General features: G+C 61.4%; 21 protein-coding genes. 19 read left to right on the top strand and 2 right to left on the bottom strand.

The window, feature by feature from the left end; all coding sequences use genetic code 11:
* Positions 1-195 precede the first annotated feature (195 nt).
* Positions 196-1,302: an NADH:flavin oxidoreductase/NADH oxidase gene (locus PSEUDOMOFG3G_RS21420; RefSeq protein ID WP_047227513.1), complete on the top strand. Its 1,107-nt coding sequence runs from the start codon at positions 196-198 to the stop codon at positions 1,300-1,302.
* Between the two features lie 202 nt (positions 1,303-1,504).
* Here the strand turns inward: PSEUDOMOFG3G_RS21420 and PSEUDOMOFG3G_RS21415 are convergent, their stop codons facing one another.
* A complete protein-coding gene (locus tag PSEUDOMOFG3G_RS21415) occupies positions 1,505-3,130 on the bottom strand; it encodes a glucan biosynthesis protein D (RefSeq protein ID WP_139051083.1) in 1,626 nt (541 codons plus the stop codon).
* Positions 3,131-3,494: 364 nt separating this feature from the next.
* On the opposite strand from PSEUDOMOFG3G_RS21415, the gene PSEUDOMOFG3G_RS21410 reads away from it, so the two are divergent.
* Genes PSEUDOMOFG3G_RS21410 through PSEUDOMOFG3G_RS21400 form a run of 3 tightly spaced genes read left to right on the top strand, consistent with a single transcriptional unit; the run spans position 3,495 to position 4,410 of the window.
* Positions 3,495-3,680, top strand: a complete 186-nt coding sequence (locus tag PSEUDOMOFG3G_RS21410; RefSeq protein WP_139051082.1) for a hypothetical protein — start codon at positions 3,495-3,497, stop codon at positions 3,678-3,680.
* 35 nt (positions 3,681-3,715) lie between these two features.
* Entirely contained in the window at positions 3,716-4,009 is a 294-nt protein-coding gene (locus PSEUDOMOFG3G_RS21405; protein WP_189674082.1) for an AbrB/MazE/SpoVT family DNA-binding domain-containing protein, read from the top strand.
* On the top strand, positions 4,009-4,410 hold the full coding sequence (locus PSEUDOMOFG3G_RS21400) for a type II toxin-antitoxin system VapC family toxin (RefSeq protein WP_139051081.1): 402 nt from the start codon (positions 4,009-4,011) through the stop codon (positions 4,408-4,410). The genes PSEUDOMOFG3G_RS21405 and PSEUDOMOFG3G_RS21400 overlap by 1 nt, the downstream gene beginning before the upstream one ends.
* A 56-nt stretch (positions 4,411-4,466) precedes the next feature.
* On the opposite strand, the gene PSEUDOMOFG3G_RS21395 is transcribed toward PSEUDOMOFG3G_RS21400, so the two are convergent.
* Positions 4,467-5,891: a gamma-aminobutyraldehyde dehydrogenase gene (locus PSEUDOMOFG3G_RS21395; RefSeq protein WP_139051080.1), complete on the bottom strand. Its 1,425-nt coding sequence runs from the start codon at positions 5,889-5,891 to the stop codon at positions 4,467-4,469.
* Positions 5,892-6,087: 196 nt separating this feature from the next.
* Here PSEUDOMOFG3G_RS21395 and PSEUDOMOFG3G_RS21390 point away from each other — a divergent pair, with 196 nt between their 5' ends.
* The 15 genes from PSEUDOMOFG3G_RS21390 (at position 6,088) to PSEUDOMOFG3G_RS21320 (ending at position 22,672) form a co-directional block, all read left to right on the top strand.
* Positions 6,088-6,801 carry a tellurite resistance TerB family protein gene (locus tag PSEUDOMOFG3G_RS21390; protein ID WP_139051079.1) on the top strand — a complete coding sequence of 238 codons (714 nt, stop codon included), beginning with the start codon at positions 6,088-6,090 and terminating at the stop codon, positions 6,799-6,801.
* 271 nt (positions 6,802-7,072) lie between these two features.
* Positions 7,073-8,695, top strand: a complete 1,623-nt coding sequence (locus tag PSEUDOMOFG3G_RS21385) for a methyl-accepting chemotaxis protein (RefSeq protein WP_076386211.1) — start codon at positions 7,073-7,075, stop codon at positions 8,693-8,695.
* Positions 8,695-9,231 (top strand): chemotaxis protein CheW, encoded by a 537-nt coding sequence (locus PSEUDOMOFG3G_RS21380; protein ID WP_076386210.1) that lies wholly within the window; start codon positions 8,695-8,697, stop codon positions 9,229-9,231. Before PSEUDOMOFG3G_RS21385 ends, PSEUDOMOFG3G_RS21380 begins: the two co-directional genes overlap by 1 nt.
* On the top strand, positions 9,228-10,505 hold the full coding sequence (locus tag PSEUDOMOFG3G_RS21375) for a protein-glutamate O-methyltransferase CheR (protein ID WP_139051078.1): 1,278 nt from the start codon (positions 9,228-9,230) through the stop codon (positions 10,503-10,505). The genes PSEUDOMOFG3G_RS21380 and PSEUDOMOFG3G_RS21375 overlap by 4 nt, the downstream gene beginning before the upstream one ends.
* Complete coding sequence (locus tag PSEUDOMOFG3G_RS21370) at positions 10,502-11,173, top strand: chemotaxis protein CheW (protein WP_047227521.1); 672 nt, start codon at positions 10,502-10,504, stop codon at positions 11,171-11,173. Before PSEUDOMOFG3G_RS21375 ends, PSEUDOMOFG3G_RS21370 begins: the two co-directional genes overlap by 4 nt.
* Positions 11,170-13,431: a hybrid sensor histidine kinase/response regulator gene (locus PSEUDOMOFG3G_RS21365; RefSeq protein WP_139051077.1), complete on the top strand. Its 2,262-nt coding sequence runs from the start codon at positions 11,170-11,172 to the stop codon at positions 13,429-13,431. Before PSEUDOMOFG3G_RS21370 ends, PSEUDOMOFG3G_RS21365 begins: the two co-directional genes overlap by 4 nt.
* Complete coding sequence (locus PSEUDOMOFG3G_RS21360; protein WP_139051076.1) at positions 13,428-14,438, top strand: chemotaxis response regulator protein-glutamate methylesterase; 1,011 nt, start codon at positions 13,428-13,430, stop codon at positions 14,436-14,438. Before PSEUDOMOFG3G_RS21365 ends, PSEUDOMOFG3G_RS21360 begins: the two co-directional genes overlap by 4 nt.
* A 46-nt stretch (positions 14,439-14,484) precedes the next feature.
* Positions 14,485-15,486, top strand: coding sequence for a diguanylate cyclase domain-containing protein (locus tag PSEUDOMOFG3G_RS21355; protein ID WP_047227524.1), 1,002 nt, complete (start codon positions 14,485-14,487; stop codon positions 15,484-15,486).
* A gap of 256 nt (positions 15,487-15,742) precedes the next feature.
* A protein-coding gene (gene prfB / locus PSEUDOMOFG3G_RS21350) for a peptide chain release factor 2 (protein ID WP_107321555.1) occupies positions 15,743-16,838 on the top strand; the annotation gives its coding sequence in 2 pieces (ribosomal slippage) (positions 15,743-15,814 and positions 15,816-16,838; 1,095 coding nt in all).
* Positions 16,839-16,947: 109 nt separating this feature from the next.
* Positions 16,948-18,450: a lysine--tRNA ligase gene (lysS, locus tag PSEUDOMOFG3G_RS21345; RefSeq protein WP_047227526.1), complete on the top strand. Its 1,503-nt coding sequence runs from the start codon at positions 16,948-16,950 to the stop codon at positions 18,448-18,450.
* Between the two features lie 102 nt (positions 18,451-18,552).
* Complete coding sequence (locus PSEUDOMOFG3G_RS21340; protein WP_047227527.1) at positions 18,553-19,269, top strand: TetR/AcrR family transcriptional regulator; 717 nt, start codon at positions 18,553-18,555, stop codon at positions 19,267-19,269.
* A gap of 154 nt (positions 19,270-19,423) precedes the next feature.
* Entirely contained in the window at positions 19,424-19,978 is a 555-nt protein-coding gene (locus tag PSEUDOMOFG3G_RS21335; protein ID WP_076386205.1) for a hypothetical protein, read from the top strand.
* Positions 19,979-20,014: 36 nt separating this feature from the next.
* On the top strand, positions 20,015-21,292 hold the full coding sequence (locus PSEUDOMOFG3G_RS21330; RefSeq protein WP_047227529.1) for a flavohemoglobin expression-modulating QEGLA motif protein: 1,278 nt from the start codon (positions 20,015-20,017) through the stop codon (positions 21,290-21,292).
* Between the two features lie 148 nt (positions 21,293-21,440).
* Entirely contained in the window at positions 21,441-22,346 is a 906-nt protein-coding gene (locus PSEUDOMOFG3G_RS21325; RefSeq protein ID WP_139051075.1) for an alpha/beta hydrolase, read from the top strand.
* Positions 22,343-22,672 (top strand): hypothetical protein, encoded by a 330-nt coding sequence (locus PSEUDOMOFG3G_RS21320; protein ID WP_139051074.1) that lies wholly within the window; start codon positions 22,343-22,345, stop codon positions 22,670-22,672. The genes PSEUDOMOFG3G_RS21325 and PSEUDOMOFG3G_RS21320 overlap by 4 nt, the downstream gene beginning before the upstream one ends.
* Positions 22,673-22,704 lie beyond the last annotated feature (32 nt).

Here is a 22,704-nt window from a genome sequence, read left to right as displayed (position 1 = left end):
CGTCACACCGTCGATTTTTAAGTTCTGAACCCTCCCGCCTCCCAGGTTGTCGACTAGGCTCTAAGCACTGCTTGATAGCCCTTGTGACGTCTTGTCGGATTTCTTTGCCCGCGGGGGCGGGTGTTGCACCTTTTGTCACTCGTCGACTTTTCAAACAGAACCCTGGAGCCTGCCCACTGATTCGAGAGGTGCCCCATGAGTCTGCTGCTGGAACCCTATACCCTTCGCCAATTGACCCTGCCCAATCGTATCGCGGTGTCGCCGATGTGCCAGTACTCGAGCGCCGATGGCCTGGCCAATGACTGGCACCTGGTACACCTCGGCAGCCGCGCCGTGGGCGGTGCCGGCCTGGTGTTCACCGAAGCCACTGCCGTCACTGCCGACGGTCGCATTACTGATCAGGACCTGGGGTTGTGGAACGATGAACAGATCGGCCCCCTGCAACGCATCACCCGCTTCATCACCGCCCAAGGGGCCGTGCCCGGCATTCAACTGGCTCACGCCGGACGCAAGGCCAGCACCTGGCGACCCTGGCTCGGTAAGCATGGCAGCGTAAAACCGGAGGAGGGCGGCTGGGTCCCGGTCGGCCCGTCGCCGATTGCCTTCGATCCGCAGCACACCCAGCCGATCCAACTGGACGAGGGACAGATCGCCGGTGTCATTCAGGCGTTCGTGGAGGCGGCCAAACGTAGCCTGACGGCCGGATTCAAAGTCGTGGAAGTCCATGCAGCCCACGGTTATCTGCTGCATCAATTCTTGTCTCCCTTGAGCAATCAGCGGCGCGATCAATACGGCGGCTCGTTCGAGAATCGCATCCGGCTGGTGCTGCAAGTGACCGAAGCGGTCCGGGCGGTATGGCCTGAGGAATTGCCGGTGTTCGTGCGCGTATCGGCCACCGACTGGGTCGAGGATGGCTGGAACCCGGATGAAACCGTGGAGCTGGCGCGGCGATTCAGGGCGCTGGGGGTGGACCTGATCGATGTGTCATCGGGCGGCACCGCTGTGAATGCGGAAATTCCCACCGGTCCGGGGTATCAGACGCGCTTTGCCGAACGGGTGCGCAAGGAGTCGGAAATCGCCACCGGCACTGTCGGCATGATTACCGAACCGGCCCAGGCCGAGCACATCTTGCGGACCTGCCAGGCCGACATCATTTTCCTGGCCCGCGAACTGTTGCGTGATCCGTACTGGGCGTTGCATGCCGATGATGACCTGGGGGGCCGTAAGGCCACGTGGCCGGCGCAGTATCAGAGAGCCACGCATCGGGACCAGCCGATTCATGAGTCGGATTTGCGCGATTAAGGGTTAGCTTGAAACAAAAAGCCCCGGTCGTTTTGGCCGGGGCTTTTGTTTATTGGGCTGGATGGTACGGCGTCTGTACTTGCCTCATCGCGAGCAGGCTCGCTCCCACAGTGGATTGGAGTTGTTCACAGAATTTGTGATCCACACCCCACCCTGTGGGAGCGAGCCTGCTCGCGATGGCGTCATCCCTGAGGCGCAAGGATCAAGGGTATTTACGCTTATCCGGCGCCGGCGGGAAGTACTGGTACAGCCAGGTCTCGCTCAAGGTCCGGTCATTGGTGCGCAGGAACAGGCGCATCTCCACCGGGTCCACGCGATCGTCGGTCGGGTACCAGTCGAAGGTGATGCGGTAACCCTTGATCGCATCTAGCACCAGCACGTTGAAGTCCTTCACCTCGCCGTGGGAGCAGGTCACTACCGGTTCGATACCGGTGCCAGGGGGGAGCTGATCGAGGCCGCCGCCGTTGAAGTCCACGGCAAAACGTCGGGCCCAGACGGTGGGGTAGTGCTCGCCCGGTGCCCAGCCTTCGATGAAGCCGCCCATGCCTGAACGGGTCGCGTTGACCTGGGCCAGCTCGGTGCTCACCGGTGGCAAGGCGCTCCAATAGAGCTTGTAGCCGTAGTTCAGCGATTCACCGGCAGCGACCGGCTTCTTCGGCGTCCAGAATGCGACGATGTTGTCCAGGGTTTCACCGGTCGTAGGAATTTCCAGCAGATCGACCGAGCCTTCGCCCCAGGCCGTTGTCGGTTCGACCCACAGGCTCGGGCGCTTGCTGTACCAGTCCACGGTGTCCTGGTAGCTGGCGAAGTCGTGATCGGTCTGCACCAGGCCGAAGCCTTTGGGGTTGTTGTCGGCGAAGGCGTTGAACTGCAGGGTGGCGGGGTTGTTCAGCGGGCGACAAACCCACTCGCCATTGCCGCGCCACATCGCCAGCCGGTCGGAGTCGTGAATTTGCGGGTGGATGGTGTCGCACATGCGCCGCTCAACGGTGCCGCAGCTGAACATGCTGGTCATCGGCGCGATGCCCAATTGCTCGATGGCGGTACGGGCATTGATGTGCGCATCGATTTCCATCACGACGCGGGTGGGCTGACAATCGATGTCAAAACGATAGGCGCCGGTGGCGCTGGGCGAGTCGAGCAGGGCGTAGACCACGAAACGGGTACTGTTCTTGTCCGGGATTTCGAACCAGAACTTGGTGAAGTCCGGGAATTCCTCACGCTTCTTGGCGTAAGTGTCGATGGCCAGGCCCCGGGCCGACAATCCGTACTGGCCGGTGTTGTCCACGGCGCGGAAATAACTGGCCCCCAGAAACGAAACGATATCGTGCCGGTCCAGCTCCGGCGCCTTGAACACCCTGAACCCTGAGAAGCCCAGGTCACCGGTCAACTGCGAAGTGTTGACCGTGGTTTTCTCATAGTTGAACAACTCCGGGCGGAAGTGCACTTCACGGGCCATGCGGGTCTTGGCATCGACACTGTACATGCGCACCGGTTGCTTGAAGCCCATGCCGACGTGGAAAAACTGCACATCCAGCTGACCGTCCAGCTCATTCCACAGCGAGTGGTTGGCGTCGTAGCGGATGGCGTTGAATTGCAACGGGGACATCATCGCCAGTGTCGGCGGCAAAACTTGCTTGGTGTCGACGTAACGGCTCTTGGCCAGTTCCCGGGCCTGTTCTTTCAACCCATTGAAATCGAAAGGACGGGCCTCGCCGTCGGCGGTCCGGTCAGCAGCCCAGGCGCGTGCAGCCATAAGCCCTGAGGCCGAAAGCCCGGTGTAGGCAGCGAAAGCCATGGACGCCTTGAGCAGATTCCTGCGGTGCATAAATACAACCTTTCTGGAAACAATCCCGAGCCTTTCCTGGCAACAGAGACTGGTAAAGAAGTTCGGACATGCCTTTGGCCAAACGCGACGGACGTTAGAACAGATGCCTGAGAGCTGGATCGGTTCACCGAGGCGCAAAATCATAGGGGATACGTGGCACGGGAGAGAGAGGAAAGCGTGGTTTAGTTAAATTTCCTTACAGATATTTCCTTTTTTAACGGGTAACTCTGCATTTTTTGACTAATTACTCTAAAACTCCCTGTTCACGGTGTGAATCCTCCCTATCCTTTAGCGTGATAGAGGTTGAACCCGCGGATTCAGCAGGTGCTATCGGTCAATTCGACGTACAGAAGGACAAGGCTCAATGACAAAAATACAGGGCATCACCCAATTGCTGGGGATCCTTCCATGCTTGACGAGCGCGCGCCGGCCCCGGCCGCTCAGCATGGACGAACTAAGACTGGTGGAACGCTATCGCGAACTGTCGGAAAACGACCGGATCGCCATGCGTTGCCTGATGGATGCGATGCGCAGTGTTTCGAGGTTTTGAATGAGTGCGGATCAGCGGCGGTTGCGCCCTTAAGTATGAAGTATTACTTTTCTGGCAAAGGTAATACTTCAAAGGAGAACATTGTGTCGACAACGATGACGAGTAAGGGGCAGGTCACCATCCCTAAGCCAATTCGCGATGCGCTGCATTTGATTCCGGGTTGTGCAATCGAGTTTAGTGTCAACGCGCAGGGTGAGGTGGTGCTCCATGCCGGTAAACCCCAAGCTGCGAAGAAAACAGTCCATGATCGCTTCGAAGCCGCCCGTGGTAAGGCGGATATCAAATGGCGCACGGATGAGCTGATGGCGCTCTTGCGTGGTGAAGATTAATGATACTGGTCGACACCAACGTTTTGATTGATGTCCTGGAAAACGATCCCGTTTGGGCTGATTGGTCTATCCAGCAACTGCGTGCCCAATCTCAAGCCCATGACCTTGTCATCAACCCGATTATCTATGCCGAACTGTCTCAGACTTTCTCCACCTTTGAAGCGTTGGATGAGGTTGTTACTGAGCTCGGGCTGCTGATGCAGGAAGTACCTCGACCGGCATTGTTCCTCGCTGGGAAGGCTTTTGTGCGTTACCGGAAGGTAGGGGGCGGAAAAAATAACGTGCTGGCCGATTTTTTTATCGGTGCCCATGCGGCTGTGAATGGCCTGCCTTTGCTCACTCGTGATGCCAAACGCTACCGAAGTTATTTTCCCTCAGTGGCGTTGGTAGTGCCGTCATGACACTTGAACCGCCACGACCAGACTCTGCCGTCCGGCCGTGGTAATCGTTCTTTGGTTCAATGCTTGAACATCACATGCCGCACTACTGTGTAGTCCTCCAGTCCATACATCGACATGTCCTTGCCATAACCGGAACGTTTCTGACCGCCATGGGGCATTTCGCTGACGAGCATGAAGTGGGTGTTCACCCAGGTGCAGCCATATTGCAGGCGTGCCGCCAAGCGATGGGCGCGGCCGATGTCAGCGGTCCAGACTGAAGACGCCAAGCCGTAGTCCGAGTCGTTGGCCCAGGCCAGCACCTGCGCTTCGTCGATGAACGGTGTGACGGACACCACCGGCCCAAAAACCTCTCGGCGCACGATTTCGTCGTCCTGCTGGGCGTCGGCCAACACCGTTGGTTCAAAGAAGAATCCGTTGCCGTCCACGGCCTTGCCACCGGTAATCAGGCGAATATGCGACTGGGCGATGGCCCGTTCGACAAAGCCGGCCACGCGGTCGCGGTGCTGGGCAGTGATCAGCGGACCCATCTCGGTGTCCGGGGCGGTTTGCAGGCCGTACTTGATGCTGGCCACCGCCGCGCCGAGTTTCTCGACGAACTTGTCGTAGATGCCTTGTTGGGCATAGATACGGCAGGCAGCGGTGCAGTCCTGGCCGGCATTGTAGAAGCCGAAGGTGCGGATGCCTTCCACGGCCGCGTCAATGTCGGCATCGTCGAAAATGATCACGGGGGCCTTGCCGCCCAGTTCCATGTGGGTGCGTTTGACGCTGTCGGCGGTGCTGGAAATGATGTTCGCGCCTGTGGCGATGGAGCCGGTCAGCGAAACCATGCGCACCTTTGCGTGAGTGACCAACGGTTGCCCGACCGTCTGACCACGACCGAACAGCACGTTGAGCACGCCTGCTGGGAAGATATCCGACGCCAGTTCCGCCAGGCGCAACGCCGTCAGTGGGGTCTGCTCCGAGGGTTTGAGCACTACGGTGTTACCGGCGGCCAGGGCTGGGGCGATTTTCCAGGCGACCATCATCAACGGGTAATTCCACGGCGCGATGGAGGCGATCACGCCCACCGGATCGCGGCGGATCATCGACGTGTGCCCCGGCAGGTATTCGCCACCCGCCGAGCCGCTCATGCAACGGCTGGCGCCGGCAAAGAAACGGAACACGTCGGCAATTGCCGGGATCTCGTCGTTCAGCACGGCGTTCAAAGGTTTGCCGCAATTGTCCGATTCGAGCCTGGCCAGTTCTTCGCCGTGGGCTTCGATGGTGTCGGCCAGCTTGAGCAGGAGCAGGGAGCGGTCCTTGGGCGATACCTGGGACCAGCTTTGGAAGGCACTGTCGGCCGCGCGCACGGCGGCATCGACCTGAGCTTCGCTGGCTTCGTTGATTTCCACCAGCACCCGGCCCAGCGCGGGGTTGAACACGGCCTGGCCGGGCCCGTCGCCGTTCACCAGGTGACCATTGATCAGCAGTTTGGTTTGCATGTCCAAGCCCTCGTCAAAGCTGTTTTTGCTGCGGTTTTTCAGTTGATTCGAGTCTATATCGTTTTATCGGGTTCGCCGCAGCCACAGGAAAATTGGCAAGCAACATCTCGAAGCACTCTCACCGACAGACTCGGGCACTTTCGAACTAGGCTGATTGCCTTAATGATCCGGTTACCCGAATGCGTGGAGGCAGCAAATGAACACCCGTGGATTGCTCGATCAGCTTCTCAAGTCCGGTCAGGAAATGTTGCAGAACAAGGCTGGCGGCTCCCAAGGCAAGTCATCCGGCGGCCTGGGCGGTTTGCTCGGCGGTGGTGCTGGCAATTTGGGCGGGATGCTCTCTGGCGCGGGTGGCGGGGCGCTGGCCGCCGGAGCCATGGGCCTGTTGCTGGGCAACAAGAAGGCTCGCCAGTTTGGCGGCAAGGCCCTGACCTATGGTGGTCTGGCGGCATTGGGCGTGATCGCCTACAAGGCCTATGGCAATTGGCAAGCCCAGCAGGGCAGTGCGCCGCAAACTGAACCGCAGACGCTGGATCGTCTTCCCCCGGCCCAGGTCGAGCAGCACAGCCAGGCGATCCTCACGGCCCTGGTGGCGGCGGCCAAGGCCGATGGCCATGTCGACGAGCGTGAAAAGCAGTTGATCGAAGGCGAGTTCACCAAGCTCGACAACGATCAGGAGCTGCAACACTGGCTGCACGCCGAGCTCAACAAACCCCTGGACCCCGCCGACGTCGCCCGGGCCGCCAGCACGCCGGAAATGGCCGCCGAGATGTACATCGCCAGTGTGATGCTGGTGGATGAGGAAAACTTCATGGAGAAATCCTACCTCGATGAACTGGCGCGCCAGCTCAAACTGGAGCCGGGGTTGAAGACTGAGCTGGAGAAGCAGGTACGTCAGGCCGCTCTTTGAGCCAGGCCTGACCCCAAGGTAAATATCACCCCCTGTGGGAGCGAGCCTGCTCGCGATAGCGGTATGTCAGTCGACACCATTATTGACTGATGCACCGCAATCGCGAGCAGGTTCGCTCCCATAGAACTTTTGCATCGACTGCCACATTGATGCCTGGCTTGAGCTGTTTGAACAGCTGAGCGAATCACCAAACTCCTTCCTCACCGCCATACAGCCGCAACGTCGCCCTCGGCTATACTCCCCAGCATTTCAAAATGCCCGAGGTTGTACTGTGAAGAACTGGACGTTGCGCCAACGCATCCTGGCGAGTTTTGCGGTGATCATCGCCATCATGCTGCTGATGGTGGTCGTCACGTATTCGCGGTTATTGAGGATCGAGGCCAGCGAAGAAAAAGTACGCGTCTACGCGGTGCCGGGGGTGTATTACAGTTCCATGATTCGCGGTGGCTGGGTCGACAGCTACGTCAAGACCCAGCAGATCGTCGGCCTCTCCGGCCAGCGGGAAATCACTGCCGAGGACAAGGCCCTCTACCAGGGCTACGAGCAGCATCTGCGCGAGGAAATCCAGCACTATCAAAAGCTGATCCAGGACCCTGCCGATCAAGTCTCCTTCGATGAATTCGAGGTCAATCATCAGGACTTCAACAAGGCCCTGGCGAAGGTTCTGGACCTGTATGAACGCAAGGATTTCGAAGGGGCACAGCTGGCGCTGGAGAAGGAGCTGACGCCGGCATGGCTCGACGGTCGCGGGCATTTGAACCAGATCATCGAACGCAACCGGGAGCTGGCGGAAAAAGCCGCCCTGACCATCAGTCAGTCGGTAACCGCCGCTGAAGTTGCCATGGGGCTGTCGTTTCTCGTGGCGGTGCTCATTGCCATGCTTTGTGGCCTGTTGTTGATGCGCGCGATCATGGCGCCGATGAACCGCATTGTGGAAATCCTCGGCATCATGCGCAGCGGCGACCTCAGCGGGCGCCTGAACCTTGCGCGTAAAGACGAGTTCGGTGCGGTGGAAACCGGCTTCAACGACATGATGGCCGAGCTGACATCGCTGGTGTCCCAGGCCCAGCGCTCTTCGGTGCAGGTCACCACCTCGGTCACCGAGATCGCCGCCACCTCCCGCGAGCAACAGGCCACGGCCACCGAAACCGCCGCTACCACTACGGAGATCGGCGCGACCTCTCGGGAAATTGCCGCCACGTCCCGGGATCTGGTGCGCACCATGACCGAAGTTTCCAGCGCCGCCGACCAGGCCTCGGTGGCGGCTGGTTCCGGCCAGCAAGGCCTGGCACGCATGGAAGAAACCATGCACTCGGTGATGGGCGCGGCGGATCTGGTGAACGCGAAGCTGGCGATCCTCAACGAGAAGGCCGGCAACATCAACCAGGTGGTGGTGACCATCGTCAAGGTGGCCGACCAGACCAACCTGTTGTCCCTCAATGCCGCCATCGAGGCCGAGAAGGCAGGAGAGTATGGCCGCGGTTTTGCCGTGGTCGCCACTGAGGTTCGGCGCCTGGCGGATCAGACAGCCGTGGCGACCTACGACATCGAGCAGATGGTGCGCGAGATCCAGTCCGCCGTATCCGCTGGAGTGATGGGCATGGACAAGTTTTCCGAAGAAGTGCGCCGTGGCATGGCCGAGGTGCAGCAGGTCGGCGAGCAACTGTCGCAGATCATCCACCAGGTACAGGCGCTGGCGCCGCGGGTGTTGATGGTCAACGAAGGTATGCAGGCCCAGGCCACCGGCGCCGAGCAGATCAACCATGCCCTGGTGCAATTGGGCGATGCCAGCAGTCAGACGGTGGAGTCCCTGCGCCAGGCCAGTTCTGCCATCGATGAACTGAGCCAGGTGGCCGTGGGGCTGCGCAGTGGCGTCTCGCGTTTCAAAGTCTGATGAGCGAGTTCGAGGCCAGACGTGGCGCCGTGTCGGCGGCCCGTCAGTCGTTGTTCCTGGTGTTTTGCATCGGCAACGAACGCTACGCCCTGCAAGCCATCGATGTGGTGGAAGTGCTGCCGCGCTTGCCCCTCAAACCGATTGCCCAGGCACCGTCCTGGGTGGCGGGGGTGTTTGCCTGGCGCGGCGCGGTGGTGCCCGTGATCGATCTGTGCACGCTGACCTTCGGTCAGAGCGCCCAGACGCGTACCAGTACGAGACTGGTGCTGGTGCATTACCGACCCGACGCGCAGCAGGCGGGGCAGGTTCTGGGGCTGATTCTGGAACAGGCCACCGACACCTTGCGTTGCGATCCGGCGGATTTCCGACCTTATGGCTTGGATAACCCACAGGCGCCGTACCTGGGCCCGGTGCGCGAAGACGCGCAAGGCCTGTTGCAATGGGTGCGGGTCAATGACCTGCTCGACGAGTCGGTCCGTGCCGTGCTGTTTCCCACGCCGCCCTTGAACTTCGATGACCTCGAGGGACGGGCATGAACAGCGACCAGCGGTTTTTCGATTTTCTCAAGGTGCGCATCGGCCTGGATGTCACCTCCGTCGGCACCGCCATCATCGAGCGGGCCGTGCGCCAGCGCATCATTGCCGTGCCTGGGCGTACGGCAGATGAGTACTGGCAATGCCTGCAACATTCTGCCCAGGAGCAACAGGCGCTGATCGAAGCGGTGATTGTCCCGGAGACCTGGTTCTTCCGTTATCCCGAGTCCTTCGCCACCCTCGCCAGGCTGGCCATCAAGCGTCTGGTCGAGATCAAGCACCTGCGTGCGCTGCGCATCCTCAGCTTGCCCTGCTCCACTGGCGAAGAGCCTTACTCCATTGCCATGGCGTTGCTCGACGCGGGCCTGGGGCCGCATCAGTTCAAGGTGGACGCGCTGGACGTCAGTCCGCTGTCGATAGAACGTGCCAGGCAAGCGCTTTACGGCAGGAACTCGTTCCGTGGTGCCGACCTCGGCTTTCGCGAGCGATATTTCAGCGCCGAGGCAGAGGGTTATCGCCTCAGCGAGCGGGTGAGTGAACAGGTGCGTCTGCAAGTGGGCAACCTGCTGGATCCGGCCTTGCTGGTGAACGAGGCCCCTTACGATTTTGTGTTCTGCCGCAATCTGCTGATCTATTTCGACCAGCCGACCCAGCAGCAGGTGTTCGAGGTGCTCAAGCGCCTGACCCACCAGGACGGCGTGCTGTTTATCGGCCCCGCCGAGGGCAGTTTGCTGGGGCGGTTGGGCATGCGTTCAATCGGGATTGCCCAGTCGTTCGCTTTCAGTCGCCAAGGTGCCCCGCAGCCACAGCCAGTGCCCGCGTTGATGTCGACGCCACTGCCGGCCCCGCTGCCGCTTGGCCAGGTCGCGCCTCGAGTCATTCCACCGGTGGTCCGGCCCCGGCCGTTCGCAGCCAACGTGACTCCGATCACTGAGCCGAAAAACAGCGACGCCACTACCTTACTGGCCAATATCGCGGCGCTGGCCAATGCTGGCAAAAGCGCCGAAGCCCGTGCGGCCTGCCAGCAGTACCTGCGCAATCATGCGCCGGCGGCCCAAGTGTTCTACTGGCTGGGGCTGCTCAGTGACATGGCCGGTAGCGCGCTTGAGGCCCAGGGTTTTTATCGCAAGGCGCTCTATCTTGAACCGCAACACGCCGAGGCCCTGGTGCATCTGGCGGCGTTGCTGGCTTCCCAGGGAGACGCGGCCGGTGCCCGTCGATTGCAGGACCGCGCCGCTCGCAGCGGGCGCATGGCTGACAGTGAGCGTAAACAATGAGTGGTTCGGCTAATGACAACCTGACCCATGACGATGCCCAGGCCATCGACGATTGCTGGAATCGCATCGGGGTGCATGGCGATAAATCCTGTCCGTTGCTGGCCGAGCATATTCACTGCCGCAACTGCGCGGTGTATTCGGCGGCTGCCACCCGTTTGCTCGATCGCTACACCTTGCAGCACGACGACCGGGACTTGGCCCACGCGCCGCTGGACACCGATATCGTCACACGATCGCTGTTGATGTTCCGACTGGGCGAAGAGTGGCTGGGCCTGACCACCCGCAGTCTGGTGGAAGTGGCGCCGTTGCAGCCGATTCACTCGCTGCCCCACCAGCGTTCGCGGGCCTTGTTGGGCGTGGCGAATGTGCGCGGGGCCTTGGTGGCCTGCCTGTCGCTGGTGGAACTGTTGGACCTGGAACCCGGCGGGGCAGTGGTGGCCGGCGCGCGGGTCATGCCGCGCATGTTGATCGTCGCGGCCCAGGGCGGTCCGGTGGTGGTGCCGGTGGACGAGGTGGACGGCATTCACGCCATTGATGAGCGCGTCCTGGGCGCGGCCTCGCAATCGGCGGCCAAGTACACCCGTGGCGTATTGAAGTTCAAGGGCCGCAGCCTGCGCTGGCTGGACGAAGAACAGTTGTTGTCCGCCATGACCCGGAGCCTGTCATGACCCCTGATCAAATGCGTGACGCCTCGTTGCTGGAGTTGTTCAGCCTGGAAGCCGAAGCCCAGACTCAGGTGCTCAGCGCCGGCCTGCTGGCCCTGGAACGCGACCCGACCCAGGCCGATTATCTTGAATCGTGCATGCGCGCGGCCCATTCCCTCAAGGGCGCGGCGCGGATCGTTGGAGTGAACGCCGGGGTCAGCGTGGCCCATGTCATGGAGGATTGCCTGGTCAGCGCCCAGGAGCGCCGCCTGGTCCTGCGCGCCGAGCACATCGACGCCTTGCTGCAAGGCACCGACCTGTTGACGCGAATTGCCACGCCAGGCAACAGCATCGGAGCCCAGGACGTCGATGCGTATGTGGCGTTGATGGGGCAACTGCTCGATCCTGCCGCTGCGCAGACGCCTGTCGTGTCGCCGCGAATCGAGATGCAAGCGGAGGCTTTTCGCGTTGAGCCGGCCGAGGCAGAACCGCTCGCGGCAACGGAACCGCTGCCCAAGGGTAAGCGCGTTACCGAAGGGGGCGAGCGGGTCTTGCGGGTCACCGCCGAGCGCCTCAATAGCCTGTTGGACCTGTCCAGTAAATCCTTGGTGGAAACCCAGCGCCTCAAGCCCTGGCTGGCGACGATGCAACGGCTCAAGCGCCAGCAGAGCAACGGCTTGCGGGCCTTGGAAGAGCTGAATGTGCACCTCAAGGAACACGCGTTGAGCTTGCAGGCCGAGGAAGCGCTCAACGACGCCCGCCGCTTGCTGGCCGAAACCCAGCAATTGCTGGCGCAGAAAACCGCGGAGATGGACGAGTTCGCCTGGCAGGCCGGTCAGCGAGCACAGGTGTTGTACGACACGGCGCTGGCCTGTCGCATGCGACCGTTTGCCGATGTGCTATCCGGCCAGGCCCGGATGGTCCGTGACCTGGGGCGCAGCCTGGGCAAGCAGGTGCGCCTGGAGATTGAGGGCGATAAAACCCAGGTCGACCGCGACGTGCTGGAAAGACTCGAAGCGCCGCTGACCCATCTGCTGCGCAACGCCGTGGACCATGGCATCGAATCTCCGGAGCAACGGGTGCTGGCCGGCAAGCCCGCCGAAGGCCTGATCCGCTTGCGCGCCTCCCATCAGGCTGGCCTGCTGGTGCTGGAACTGGCGGACGACGGCGCCGGTGTGGACCTGGAACGGGTGCGGCGCAGCGTCGTCGAACGAGGGCTTTCCCCTGAGCAGACCGCAGCCAATTTGAGCGAAGAGGAACTGCTGACGTTCCTGTTCCTGCCCGGCTTCAGCCTGCGCGACACCGTCACTGAGGTGTCCGGGCGCGGCGTCGGCCTGGACGCCGTTCAGCATATGGTCCGGCAGTTGCGCGGCGCGGTGGTGCTGGAGCAGACAGCGGGCGAGGGCAGCCGCTTCCATCTTGAGGTGCCGCTGACGCTCTCAGTGGTGCGCAGCCTGGTGGTGGAAGTCGGCGGTGAAGCCTACGCCTTTCCCCTGGCTCACATCGAGCGCATGTGCGATCTCGCTCCTGAGGACATTGTGCAGGTCGAAGGGCGCCAGCACTTCTGGCACGAAGGGCGGCATGTCGGGCTGGTCGCCGCCAGTCAGTTGCTCAATCGTCCGGCATCACAGAACAGCAGCCAGGCGCTCAAGGTCGTGGTGATCCGTGAGCGCGAGGCCATCTACGGCGTGGCGGTCGAACGGTTCATCGGCGAGCGCACGCTGGTGGTCCTGCCCCTGGACGAACGCCTGGGCAAGATCCAGGACATCTCCGCCGGGGCCTTGCTGGACGATGGTTCGGTGGTGCTGATCGTCGATGTCGAAGACCTGCTGCGCTCGGTGGACAAGTTGCTCGACACCGGGCGCCTGGAACGCATCGCCCGCCAGAACCAGACGCAGACACCGCGCAAGCGGATCCTGGTGGTGGACGACTCCCTGACCGTGCGCGAGCTGCAACGCAAGCTGTTGCTCAATCGTGGGTATGACGTGGCGGTGGCCGTGGACGGCATGGACGGCTGGAACGCGCTGCGAGCGGAGGATTTCGACCTGCTGATCACCGACATCGACATGCCGCGCATGGACGGCATCGAGTTGGTGTCGCTGTTGCGGCGCGATAACCGTCTGCAGTCGCTGCCGGTGATGGTGGTGTCTTACAAGGATCGTGAAGAAGATCGTCGCCGTGGCCTGGATGCCGGCGCTGACTATTATCTAGCCAAGGCCAGTTTCCATGACGACGCCTTGCTTGATGCCGTCGTCGAATTGATCGGAGGAGCACGCGCTTGAAGATCGCCATCGTCAATGACATGCCCCTGGCGGTCGAAGCCCTGCGCCGAGCCCTGGCTTTCGAGCCGGCGCACCAGTTGGTCTGGGTGGCCGCCAACGGTGCCGAGGCGGTTCAGCGTTGCGCCGAATACACCCCGGACCTGATTCTGATGGACCTGCTCATGCCCATCATGGATGGCGTGGAGGCGACCCGGCGGATCATGGCCGAAACCCCGTGCGCCATTGTGATTGTCACCGGTGACAGCCAGCAGAACGTTCACCGGGTGTTCGAAGCCATGGGGTATGGCGCGCTGGATGTGGTTGATACCCCTACCTTGGGGGTGGGCAACCCCGCGGATGCGGCGGCACCGCTGCTGCGCAAGATCACCAACATCGGCTGGCTGATCGGTGAGCGCAATCACGGTGAGCGCGCTGCGCCGGCTGCGCAGCGGATGTTGGTGTCACGCAATAGCCTGATTGCCATCGGGTCGTCGGCGGGTGGGCCGGCCGCGCTGGAGATCCTGCTCAAGGGCCTGCCCCGTCATTTCGCCCCGGCCATTGTGCTGGTCCAGCATGTGGACGAGGTGTTTGCTGCGGGCATGGCCCAATGGCTGAGCAGTGCGTCAGGCCACCAGGTGCGCCTGGCCCGGCACGGCGAGCCGCCGCAAAGCGGTACGGTGCTGCTGGCCGGCACCAACCACCATCTGCGCCTATTGAAAAACGGCACCCTGGCCTACACCGCCGAGCCGGTCAACGAGATCTACCGGCCGTCCATCGACGTGTTTTTCGAGAGCGTTGCCCACTTCTGGAGCGGTGACGCGGTAGGCGTTTTGCTCACTGGCATGGGCCGCGACGGTGCCCAAGGGCTTAAACTCATGCGCCAGCAGGGCTATCTGACCATCGCCCAGGACCAGCAGAGCAGCGCGGTGTACGGCATGCCCAAAGCGGCCGCGGCCATCGACGCGGCTGCGCAGATTCTAGCGCTGGACCACATAGCGCCACGGTTAGTGGAGATTTTTACCCAATGAAGAACCCCGGCAGCCTTGTCCACCAGCCGTATTCAGGTGAGTTCCCATGAGTGATTTACAGCTCGACGATTTCAAGCGTGACGAGAACGCGGCCATGGTCTTGCTCGTCGATGACCAGGCGATGATCGGCGAGGCGGTGCGGCGCGGGCTGGCCAATGAAGAGAACATCGACGTTCACTTCTGCGCCGACCCACACCAGGCCATCGCCCATGCGGTCCGCATCAAGCCAACGGTGATCCTCCAGGACCTGGTGATGCCCGGTCTTGATGGCTTGAGCCTGGTGCGCGAATACCGTAACCATCCGGCGACCCGGGATATTCCGATCATTGTCCTGTCCACCAAGGAGGACCCGCTGGTCAAAAGCGCGGCGTTCGCCGCCGGGGCCAACGATTACCTGGTCAAGTTGCCGGACAACATCGAACTGGTGGCGCGCATTCGCTACCACTCGCGGTCCTACATGATGCTGCTGCAACGCGATGCGGCCTATCGCGCCCTGCGGGTCAGCCAGCAGCAACTGCTCGACACCAATCTGGTGCTGCAACGGCTGATGAATTCCGACGGTCTGACCGGGCTGTCCAACCGCCGGCACTTCGATGAATACCTGGAGCTGGAGTGGAGAAGGGCGCTGCGGGACCAGTCCCAGCTCTCGCTGTTGATGATCGACGTGGATTACTTCAAGTCCTTCAACGACAATTTCGGCCACCTGGAGGGGGACGAAGCCCTGCGCAAGGTCGCCACGGCGATCCGTGATGCGTGCAGTCGTCCGTCCGACCTGCCGGCCCGTTACGGCGGCGAGGAGTTCGCCCTGGTCTTGCCCAGCACCTCGGCTGGCGGCGCGCGGTTGATGGCCGAAAAGCTGCGCCAGAGCGTCGTTGCCCTGAACATCCCCCACATCACGCCTCATGAGGGGGCGAACCTGACTGTCAGCGTTGGCGTCTCGACCTTCACGCCACAGCAAGGTGGCGATTGCCGCCAGCTGATTTCGGCGGCGGACAAAGGGCTGTACACGGCCAAGCACAATGGGCGTAATCGGGTGGGTATCGAGTAGTGCGTCCGGCCGGCTGGAGAGTTCTTGTGGCGAGGGAGCTTGCTCCCGCTGGGGCGCGTAGCGGCCCCGAAACCAGATAGCTCGGTGAGTCAGGTTGACTGAGCTGTGTTTTTTAGGGCTGCTGCGCAGCCCAGCGGGAGCAAGCTCCCTCGCCACAAGAATTGGTGTCCCTAAAGCCGCCAGGCGGGCTGCCGCTGGCGCTTGATTACGTTATACTCGCCGGCTTTCAAAAGTTCGCCAACGAGTGCTGCCCGCCATGGAAATCAACCCGATCCTGAACACCATCAAGGACCTGTCCGAGCGCTCCGAAACTATTCGGGGGTATCTTTGACTACGATCAAAAGCATGAGCGTCTGACCGAAGTCAATCGCGAGCTTGAAGATCCGAATGTCTGGAACAACCCGTCGTACGCCCAGGAACTGGGCCGCGAGCGCGCTGCGCTGGCGCAGATCGTCGAGACCCTGGATGAAATGTCCAGCGGCCTGGCCGACTGCCGCGACCTGTTGGACATGGCTGTCGAAGAAAACGATGAAGGTGCCGTCGGCGATGTCGTCGCCGAGCTGACACGCCTCGAGGAGGCGTTGGCCAAGCTGGAATTCCGGCGCATGTTCAGTGGCGAGATGGATGCCAACAACGCCTACCTGGACATCCAGGCCGGTTCCGGCGGCACCGAAGCCCAGGACTGGGCCAACATCCTGCTGCGCATGTACCTGCGCTGGGCCGACAAACGCGGCTTCGACGCGACCATCATGGAGCTGTCGGCCGGTGAGGTCGCCGGAATCAAGGGTGCCACCGTGCACATCAAGGGCGAATACGCCTTTGGCTGGCTGCGCACCGAGATCGGCGTGCATCGCCTGGTGCGCAAAAGTCCGTTCGACTCCGGTAACCGTCGTCACACGTCGTTCTCGGCGGTGTTCGTTTCGCCGGAAATCGATGACAACATCGAAATCGACATCAACCCGTCGGACCTGCGCATCGACACCTACCGTTCCTCCGGGGCCGGTGGCCAGCACGTTAACACCACCGACTCGGCCGTACGGATTACCCACGTACCCACCAACACTGTGGTCAGTTGCCAGAACGAACGCTCCCAGCACGCGAACAAAGACACCGCGATGAAAATGTTGCGGGCCCGTTTGTACGAGCAGGAAGTGCAGAAGCGCAACGCGGCGTCCCAGGCCCTGGAAGACACCAAGTCGGACATCGGCTGGGGTCACCAGATCCGTTCGTATGTACTTGACGCCTCGCGCATCAAGGACCTGCGCACCAGCATCGAACGCAGCGACTGTGACAAGGTGCTCGATGGCGACATCGACGAATACCTGATCGCCAGCCTCAAACAAGGGCTGTAACGCGACACCCATGCGGCGGGCAGGCGCGCTTCCACCCAGGAGCGAGGCCTGGCCGCAAACTCCGGCCCGGGGCCGGGGGCAACGAACCTGTGATGGAATCTTTAAAGACATGAGCGACCTAGAACTCGACCCGCAAGCCCTGCAACAGGAAGAAAACTCCCTGATCGCCCTGCGCAAGGAAAAGCTTGCTGCCGAGCGCGCCAAGGGCCAGGCCTTCCCCAACGACTTCCGCCGCGACGCCTACTGCGACGTCTTGCAGAAGCAGTATGCGGACAAGACCAAGGAAGAGCTGGCCGAGGCGGCGATTCCAGTCAAGGTGGCCGGTCGTATCATGCTCAACCGTGGTTCGTTCATGGTGATCCAGGACATGACCGGGCGCATCCAGGTCTACGTCAACCGCAAGACGCTGCCGGAAGAAACCCTGGCCGCCGTCAAGACCTGGGACCTGGGCGACATCATTGCCGCCGAAGGCACCCTGGCCCGCTCCGGCAAGGGCGACCTGTACGTCGAAATGACCAGTGTGCGCCTGCTGACCAAGTCCCTGCGCCCACTGCCGGACAAGCACCACGGCCTGACCGACACCGAGCAACGCTATCGTCAGCGTTACGTCGACCTGATCGTCAACGAAGACGTGCGCCAGACCTTCCGCGTGCGCTCGCAGGTCATCGCCCACATCCGCAGCTTCCTGATGAAGCGTGACTTCCTTGAAGTCGAAACGCCGATGCTGCAGACCATCCCCGGCGGTGCGGCGGCCAAGCCGTTCGAAACCCACCACAACGCTCTGGACATGGAAATGTTCCTGCGTATCGCGCCGGAGCTGTACCTCAAGCGCCTGGTGGTGGGTGGCTTCGAGAAAGTCTTCGAGATCAACCGCAACTTCCGTAACGAAGGCGTTTCGACCCGGCACAACCCCGAGTTCACCATGCTCGAGTTCTACCAGGCCTACGCCGACTACGAAGACAACATGGACCTGACCGAGGAGCTGTTCCGCGAACTGGCGCAGCTGGTGCTCGGGACCACCGACGTGCCGTACGGCGACAAGGTGTTCCATTTCGGCGAACCGTTCGTGCGCCTGTCGGTGTTCGACTCGATCCTCAAGTACAACCCGGACATCACCGCGGCCGACCTGCAGGACATCGAAAAGGCCCGCGCCATCGCCAAGAAGGCCGGCGCCAAGGTGCTCGGCTTCGAGGGGCTGGGCAAGCTGCAAGTGATGATTTTCGAAGAGTTGGTCGAGCACAAGCTGGAGCAGCCGCATTTCATCACCCAGTACCCGTTCGAAGTGTCGCCGCTGGCCCGTCGCAATGACGAGAACCCAAGCGTGACCGACCGTTTCGAGCTGTTCATCGGTGGTCGCGAAATCGCCAACGCCTACTCCGAGCTCAACGACGCAGAAGATCAGGCAGAGCGTTTCATGGCCCAGGTGGCCGACAAGGACGCCGGCGACGACGAGGCCATGCACTACGATGCCGACTTCGTTCGCGCCCTTGAGTACGGCATGCCGCCGACGGCCGGCGAAGGCATCGGCATCGATCGCCTGGTGATGTTGCTGACCAACTCACCGTCGATCCGGGATGTCATTCTTTTCCCGCACATGCGGCCCCAAGCGTAAGTGTTTCAATTAAAAAGCCGCCTCGAACAGGCGGCTTTTTATTGCCTGTCTGGTACAAACGTATCAATTGGTTAATTTTGAAATAGCGAGGAAAGACCTGTCGTGAATCGTGTAATGGCTCCAGAAGGTGCGGCGGGCGTCGCCACTGCTGTCGCTGAAAGTGTTCAGTACCAGGGTCGCAAGGCCAGCCGGCAGGGCAGTGAACAGCGTCGCCAGGAGATTCTCGATGCGGCCATGCGCATTGTGGTGCGTGATGGTGTGCGGGCGGTACGCCACCGCGCCGTGGCCGCCGAAGCGGGTGTGCCGCTGTCGGCCACGACTTATTATTTCAAGGACATCGATGACCTGTTGACCGATACCTTCGCCCAGTACGTGGAGCGCAGCGCGGCGTTCATGGCCAAGTTGTGGACCAACAATGAAGGCCTGCTGCGGGAGATGGTTGCCTACGGAGACGGCAGCGCCGAATCCCGCTCGCAGCTGGCGGATGACATCGCCCGGATGACCGCTGACTACGTGCAGCATCAATTGCACAGCCGGCGCGAATACCTGATGGCGGAACAGGCTTTTCGTCAGGAAGCGCTGCTCAACCCGCGCCTGGCGGAGTTGGTGCGCTCTCACCAGCAGATCCTGTTGCACGGCACTTGTCAGTTTTTCCAGGTTTTGGGCTCGCGTGAACCCCAGCAGGATGCCAAAGTGTTGACGGCGATTATCGGACGGATGGAATATCAAGGCTTGCTCAATGGCGCCGAGCCGGTAGCGGCAGAAGAAATGCTCGGCATCCTGACCCGCTACATGCATCTGGTATTGGCGTCGGTTTAGTTTTTCAGGAGCACCACATGTGGCGAGGGAGCTTGCTCCCGCTGGGCTGCGTAGCGGCCCCTTTTGTGAGCGCTGCGCACTCAAGCGGGAGCAAGCTCCCTCGCCACAAAGGCTCCTCACAAAGACTAGGCGTCGTATGCCATAGGGAGTTCAAATGAAAGCCTGGCGTGCCGTTGTAATGGCCGTGTCGTTGCTGCTGCTCAGTGGCTGCCTGGTGTCCTTCAAGGCGCCGTTGCCCGACAGCGAAGCCGCGCCCCAAGGGCTGGTCGGCCACTGGACCAGTACCAACGCCTGGGGCGAGCCGCTCAATCTGGAGTTGGTCGAAGTGGGCCCGCGCCGTTATCAAGCCGTCACCTACTTCAGGGCCAGGCCGCTGGAGCGCGAAGCCATCCCGGTGACCGTCTCCCGTCACGGCAGCCGCTGGTATCTGTCGGCCAAGGTGCCGGCCCGCTTTGGAGGGCATTTCGTGATCGCCGGTTTTGAACTGACCGACAAGCAGGAACTGGTGATCTACAACCTGGATATGGATCAGATCAACCAGGCCATCAGCCAGAAGATCCTCAGTGGCCAGCCGAACCAGAGCGAAGAAGGTGACGGCGTGCTGGTGGACAGCGACATGGGGACGGTTTTCCGTTACCTCGACGACCCGGCCAACTCCGATGTGTTCTCGGAGGCCGTGCGCTACCAGCGACTGGTCAAATCCCAATAATTGCAACAAGCGGACGTTTTTTCACAGGAGTTCCGGGTGGACGATTACCAGCAGACGATACGCACCTTGTCCGATCGCATTGTGCTGGCGCAAACGCCGATTCGCATTCTCGACGCAGTAAAGTGGGACGAAAGCATCCGCAAGGGTTTCCTCAAGGCCAAGGGCAAGGAAATGCCCGCCGTGGACCGCGACTATTACCTCAACCGGCCCCTGTCGTTCGATTCCAGCAAAGTGAAGCTGGAATTCCAGAACATCGAACGTGACATCACCCGTCAGCTCGGGCAGTTCAACCCGGTCGGCCAGATCATGCGTCGCATGTGCAAGGAATACCGCATGGTGGTGCGCATGCTCGAAGCACGCGGCACCGAGGATTTCGGGCTGATCTCCCAGGAGTTGTACGGGGCCGCTTCCGATGCGTTCCATGCCGGCGACCCGACCCTGGCTGACCTGGGCTTGATGCTGTCCGATTACCTGAACAACATTGATGGCCGTGGCGACCTGAAGGACGAGCCGAAGATTCTGACCGCCCAGGACGCTGTCAGCCTGCTGCAGCATCGGCTCAACCGGGTCTTTGGCGAGGCCGAGGAAACCATCCGGGTGTTCGAGTCCGACGGGATCGTGGCCGATGCGGCGGCTGGCGCCGATTACATCAAGATTCGCACTGATGCGATGTTCAACGACCGTGACGTTCGGGCCCTGGAAGTCCATGAAGGTCTGGTGCACGTCGGCACCACCCTCAATGGCCTGAATCAGCCGATCTGCACCTTCCTGTCCAAGGGGCCACCCTCGTCCACGGTGACCCAGGAAGGCCTGGCGATCCTGATGGAGATCATCACCTTCGCCTCTTACCCAAGTCGCCTGCGCAAGCTGACCAATCGCACCCGGGCCATTCACATGGTGGAGGAGGGGGCGGACTTTCTGCAGATATACGAGTTCTTCCGTGAGCAGGGCTTTGAGATGGGCGAAAGCTACGGCAACGCCAGCCGGGTTTTCCGTGGTTCGGTGCCAACCGGTCTGCCATTCACCAAAGACTTGTCCTACCTCAAGGGCTTCATCATGGTTTACAACTACATTCAGCTGGCCGTACGCAAAGGCAAGCTGGAGCAGGTGCCGCTGTTGTTCTGCGGTAAAACCACCCTTGAAGACATGCGCACGATGCGCCAACTCGTGGACGAAGGCTTGGTCGTGCCGCCCAAATACCTGCCGGAACAGTTCCGCGACATGAACGCGCTGTCGGCCTGGATGTGTTTCTCCAACTTCCTCAACCACCTGAGCCTGGACCGGATCGAAGCGGATTATTCCAATATCCTCTGAATACAATGTGGTTGAAAATGTGGGAGCGAGCCTGCTCGCGATTGCGATGTTCCAGTCAACATTGATGTTGACCGTTCTACCGCAATCGCGAGCAGGCTCGCTCCCACAGGGGACGGTGTTTCATTTATTTTTTGCGAGGTTTCACCGGATGCGAACCCTCGGCATCTTATGCCTGCTGCTGACCCTGAGCGGTTGCAGTTCCCTGCTGTTCTACCCCGAACGCGGCCTGCCCTTTACCCCGGAACGGGCCAAGCTCGACTACCGCGACGTCACCCTGACCACCGCCGACGGTGTCAGGCTCCACGGCTGGTGGCTGCCGGTCAAACAAGGGGTGGAGGTCAAGGGCACGGTACTGCACTTGCACGGCAACGGCGGCAACCTGGCCTGGCATCTGGGGGGGAGCTGGTGGTTGCCCGAGCAGGGTTACCAGGTATTGATGGTGGATTACCGCGGTTACGGCCGGTCCGAAGGCGAGCCGAGCCTGCCGGCGATCTATCAGGACATCGACGCAGCGTTCAAATGGCTCGACCAGGCGCCACAGGTTCAAGGCAAGCCACTGGTGCTGCTCGGCCAGAGCCTGGGCGGCGCGCTGGCGGTGCATTACCTGGCCGATCATCCCGAGCGTCAGCCGCAACTCAAGGCCTTGGTGCTCGATGGCGTGCCCGCCAGTTATCGCGACGTGGGGCGTTTCGCCCTGAGTACTTCATGGCTGACCTGGGCATTGCAGGTGCCGTTGTCCTGGCTGGTGCCCGACGGTGACAGTGCAATCGGTTCGGTGGCGCAATTGAAGGGCGTACCGAAATTGATCTACCACAGCCTCGATGACCCCATCGTGCCTCTTTCCAACGGCATCCGTCTGTATCAAGCTGCGCCGCCGCCCCGGGTCCTGCAACTGACTCGCGGTGGGCATGTGCAGACATTCGCCGACCCGGTCTGGCGAACGGTGATGCTGCGCTATCTCGACGACCCCTGGCACTTCGACGGCCTGCGCCGCCTGGGCGAGATCCCGAATTATCCGAAATCATCCGTTGAATCTTCAGAGAGCCCGCAATGAGCGAAGAACGTAACGCCATCCCCCTGATCATCACCGGTATCTGCAGCATCCTCGGCACCGTCGCGGTGCTCTGGTACTACGGCTACCTGCACTTCGCCAAGCCCGAGGATGCGTTGCTGCTCAACGAGTTCACCATGCTCAAGACCGTGCCGGGCGAAGACTACAAAGTCGCCCTGGAACCGGCTCCGCAAGTTGCCCAGTGCATCGATGGCGTGCTGGTGCTGTTCGACACCGAACAGAAAGGCCTGACCGGCGTGCTGATCAACGAGAAGAAGCGCGCGGTGCGCTGCATGGGGCAGGAGACGCCGAAGAAGCTTGAGCCATAACCCAGCCTCAATTTCCCTGTGGGAGCGAGCCT

Origin of the sequence: Pseudomonas sp. FG-3G, from assembly GCF_901007645.1 — a bacterium.
GTDB classification, from domain to species: domain Bacteria; phylum Pseudomonadota; class Gammaproteobacteria; order Pseudomonadales; family Pseudomonadaceae; genus Aquipseudomonas; species Aquipseudomonas rhizophila.
The sequence above is the reverse complement of the archived record's forward strand: the minus strand, read 5'-3'. Positions and strand labels throughout refer to the sequence as shown.

Excerpts from the sequence above, each read along its gene's own strand:
- PSEUDOMOFG3G_RS21320 (WP_139051074.1), top strand. The coding sequence starts at position 22,343 with ATGAGCGAAGAACGTAACGCCATCCCCCTGATCATCACCGGTATCTGC.
- PSEUDOMOFG3G_RS21365 (WP_139051077.1), top strand. The coding sequence starts at position 11,170 with ATGACCCCTGATCAAATGCGTGACGCCTCGTTGCTGGAGTTGTTCAGC.
- PSEUDOMOFG3G_RS21410 (WP_139051082.1), top strand. The coding sequence starts at position 3,495 with ATGACAAAAATACAGGGCATCACCCAATTGCTGGGGATCCTTCCATGC.
- PSEUDOMOFG3G_RS21355 (WP_047227524.1), top strand. The coding sequence starts at position 14,485 with ATGAGTGATTTACAGCTCGACGATTTCAAGCGTGACGAGAACGCGGCC.
- PSEUDOMOFG3G_RS21335 (WP_076386205.1), top strand. The coding sequence starts at position 19,424 with ATGAAAGCCTGGCGTGCCGTTGTAATGGCCGTGTCGTTGCTGCTGCTC.
- PSEUDOMOFG3G_RS21395 (WP_139051080.1), bottom strand. The coding sequence starts at position 5,891 with ATGCAAACCAAACTGCTGATCAATGGTCACCTGGTGAACGGCGACGGG.
- PSEUDOMOFG3G_RS21415 (WP_139051083.1), bottom strand. The coding sequence starts at position 3,130 with ATGCACCGCAGGAATCTGCTCAAGGCGTCCATGGCTTTCGCTGCCTAC.
- PSEUDOMOFG3G_RS21380 (WP_076386210.1), top strand. The coding sequence starts at position 8,695 with ATGAGCGAGTTCGAGGCCAGACGTGGCGCCGTGTCGGCGGCCCGTCAG.
- PSEUDOMOFG3G_RS21390 (WP_139051079.1), top strand. The coding sequence starts at position 6,088 with ATGAACACCCGTGGATTGCTCGATCAGCTTCTCAAGTCCGGTCAGGAA.
- PSEUDOMOFG3G_RS21400 (WP_139051081.1), top strand. The coding sequence starts at position 4,009 with ATGATACTGGTCGACACCAACGTTTTGATTGATGTCCTGGAAAACGAT.
- PSEUDOMOFG3G_RS21405 (WP_189674082.1), top strand. The coding sequence starts at position 3,716 with ATGAAGTATTACTTTTCTGGCAAAGGTAATACTTCAAAGGAGAACATT.
- PSEUDOMOFG3G_RS21375 (WP_139051078.1), top strand. The coding sequence starts at position 9,228 with ATGAACAGCGACCAGCGGTTTTTCGATTTTCTCAAGGTGCGCATCGGC.
- PSEUDOMOFG3G_RS21370 (WP_047227521.1), top strand. The coding sequence starts at position 10,502 with ATGAGTGGTTCGGCTAATGACAACCTGACCCATGACGATGCCCAGGCC.
- PSEUDOMOFG3G_RS21420 (WP_047227513.1), top strand. The coding sequence starts at position 196 with ATGAGTCTGCTGCTGGAACCCTATACCCTTCGCCAATTGACCCTGCCC.
- lysS (WP_047227526.1), top strand. The coding sequence starts at position 16,948 with ATGAGCGACCTAGAACTCGACCCGCAAGCCCTGCAACAGGAAGAAAAC.
- PSEUDOMOFG3G_RS21325 (WP_139051075.1), top strand. The coding sequence starts at position 21,441 with ATGCGAACCCTCGGCATCTTATGCCTGCTGCTGACCCTGAGCGGTTGC.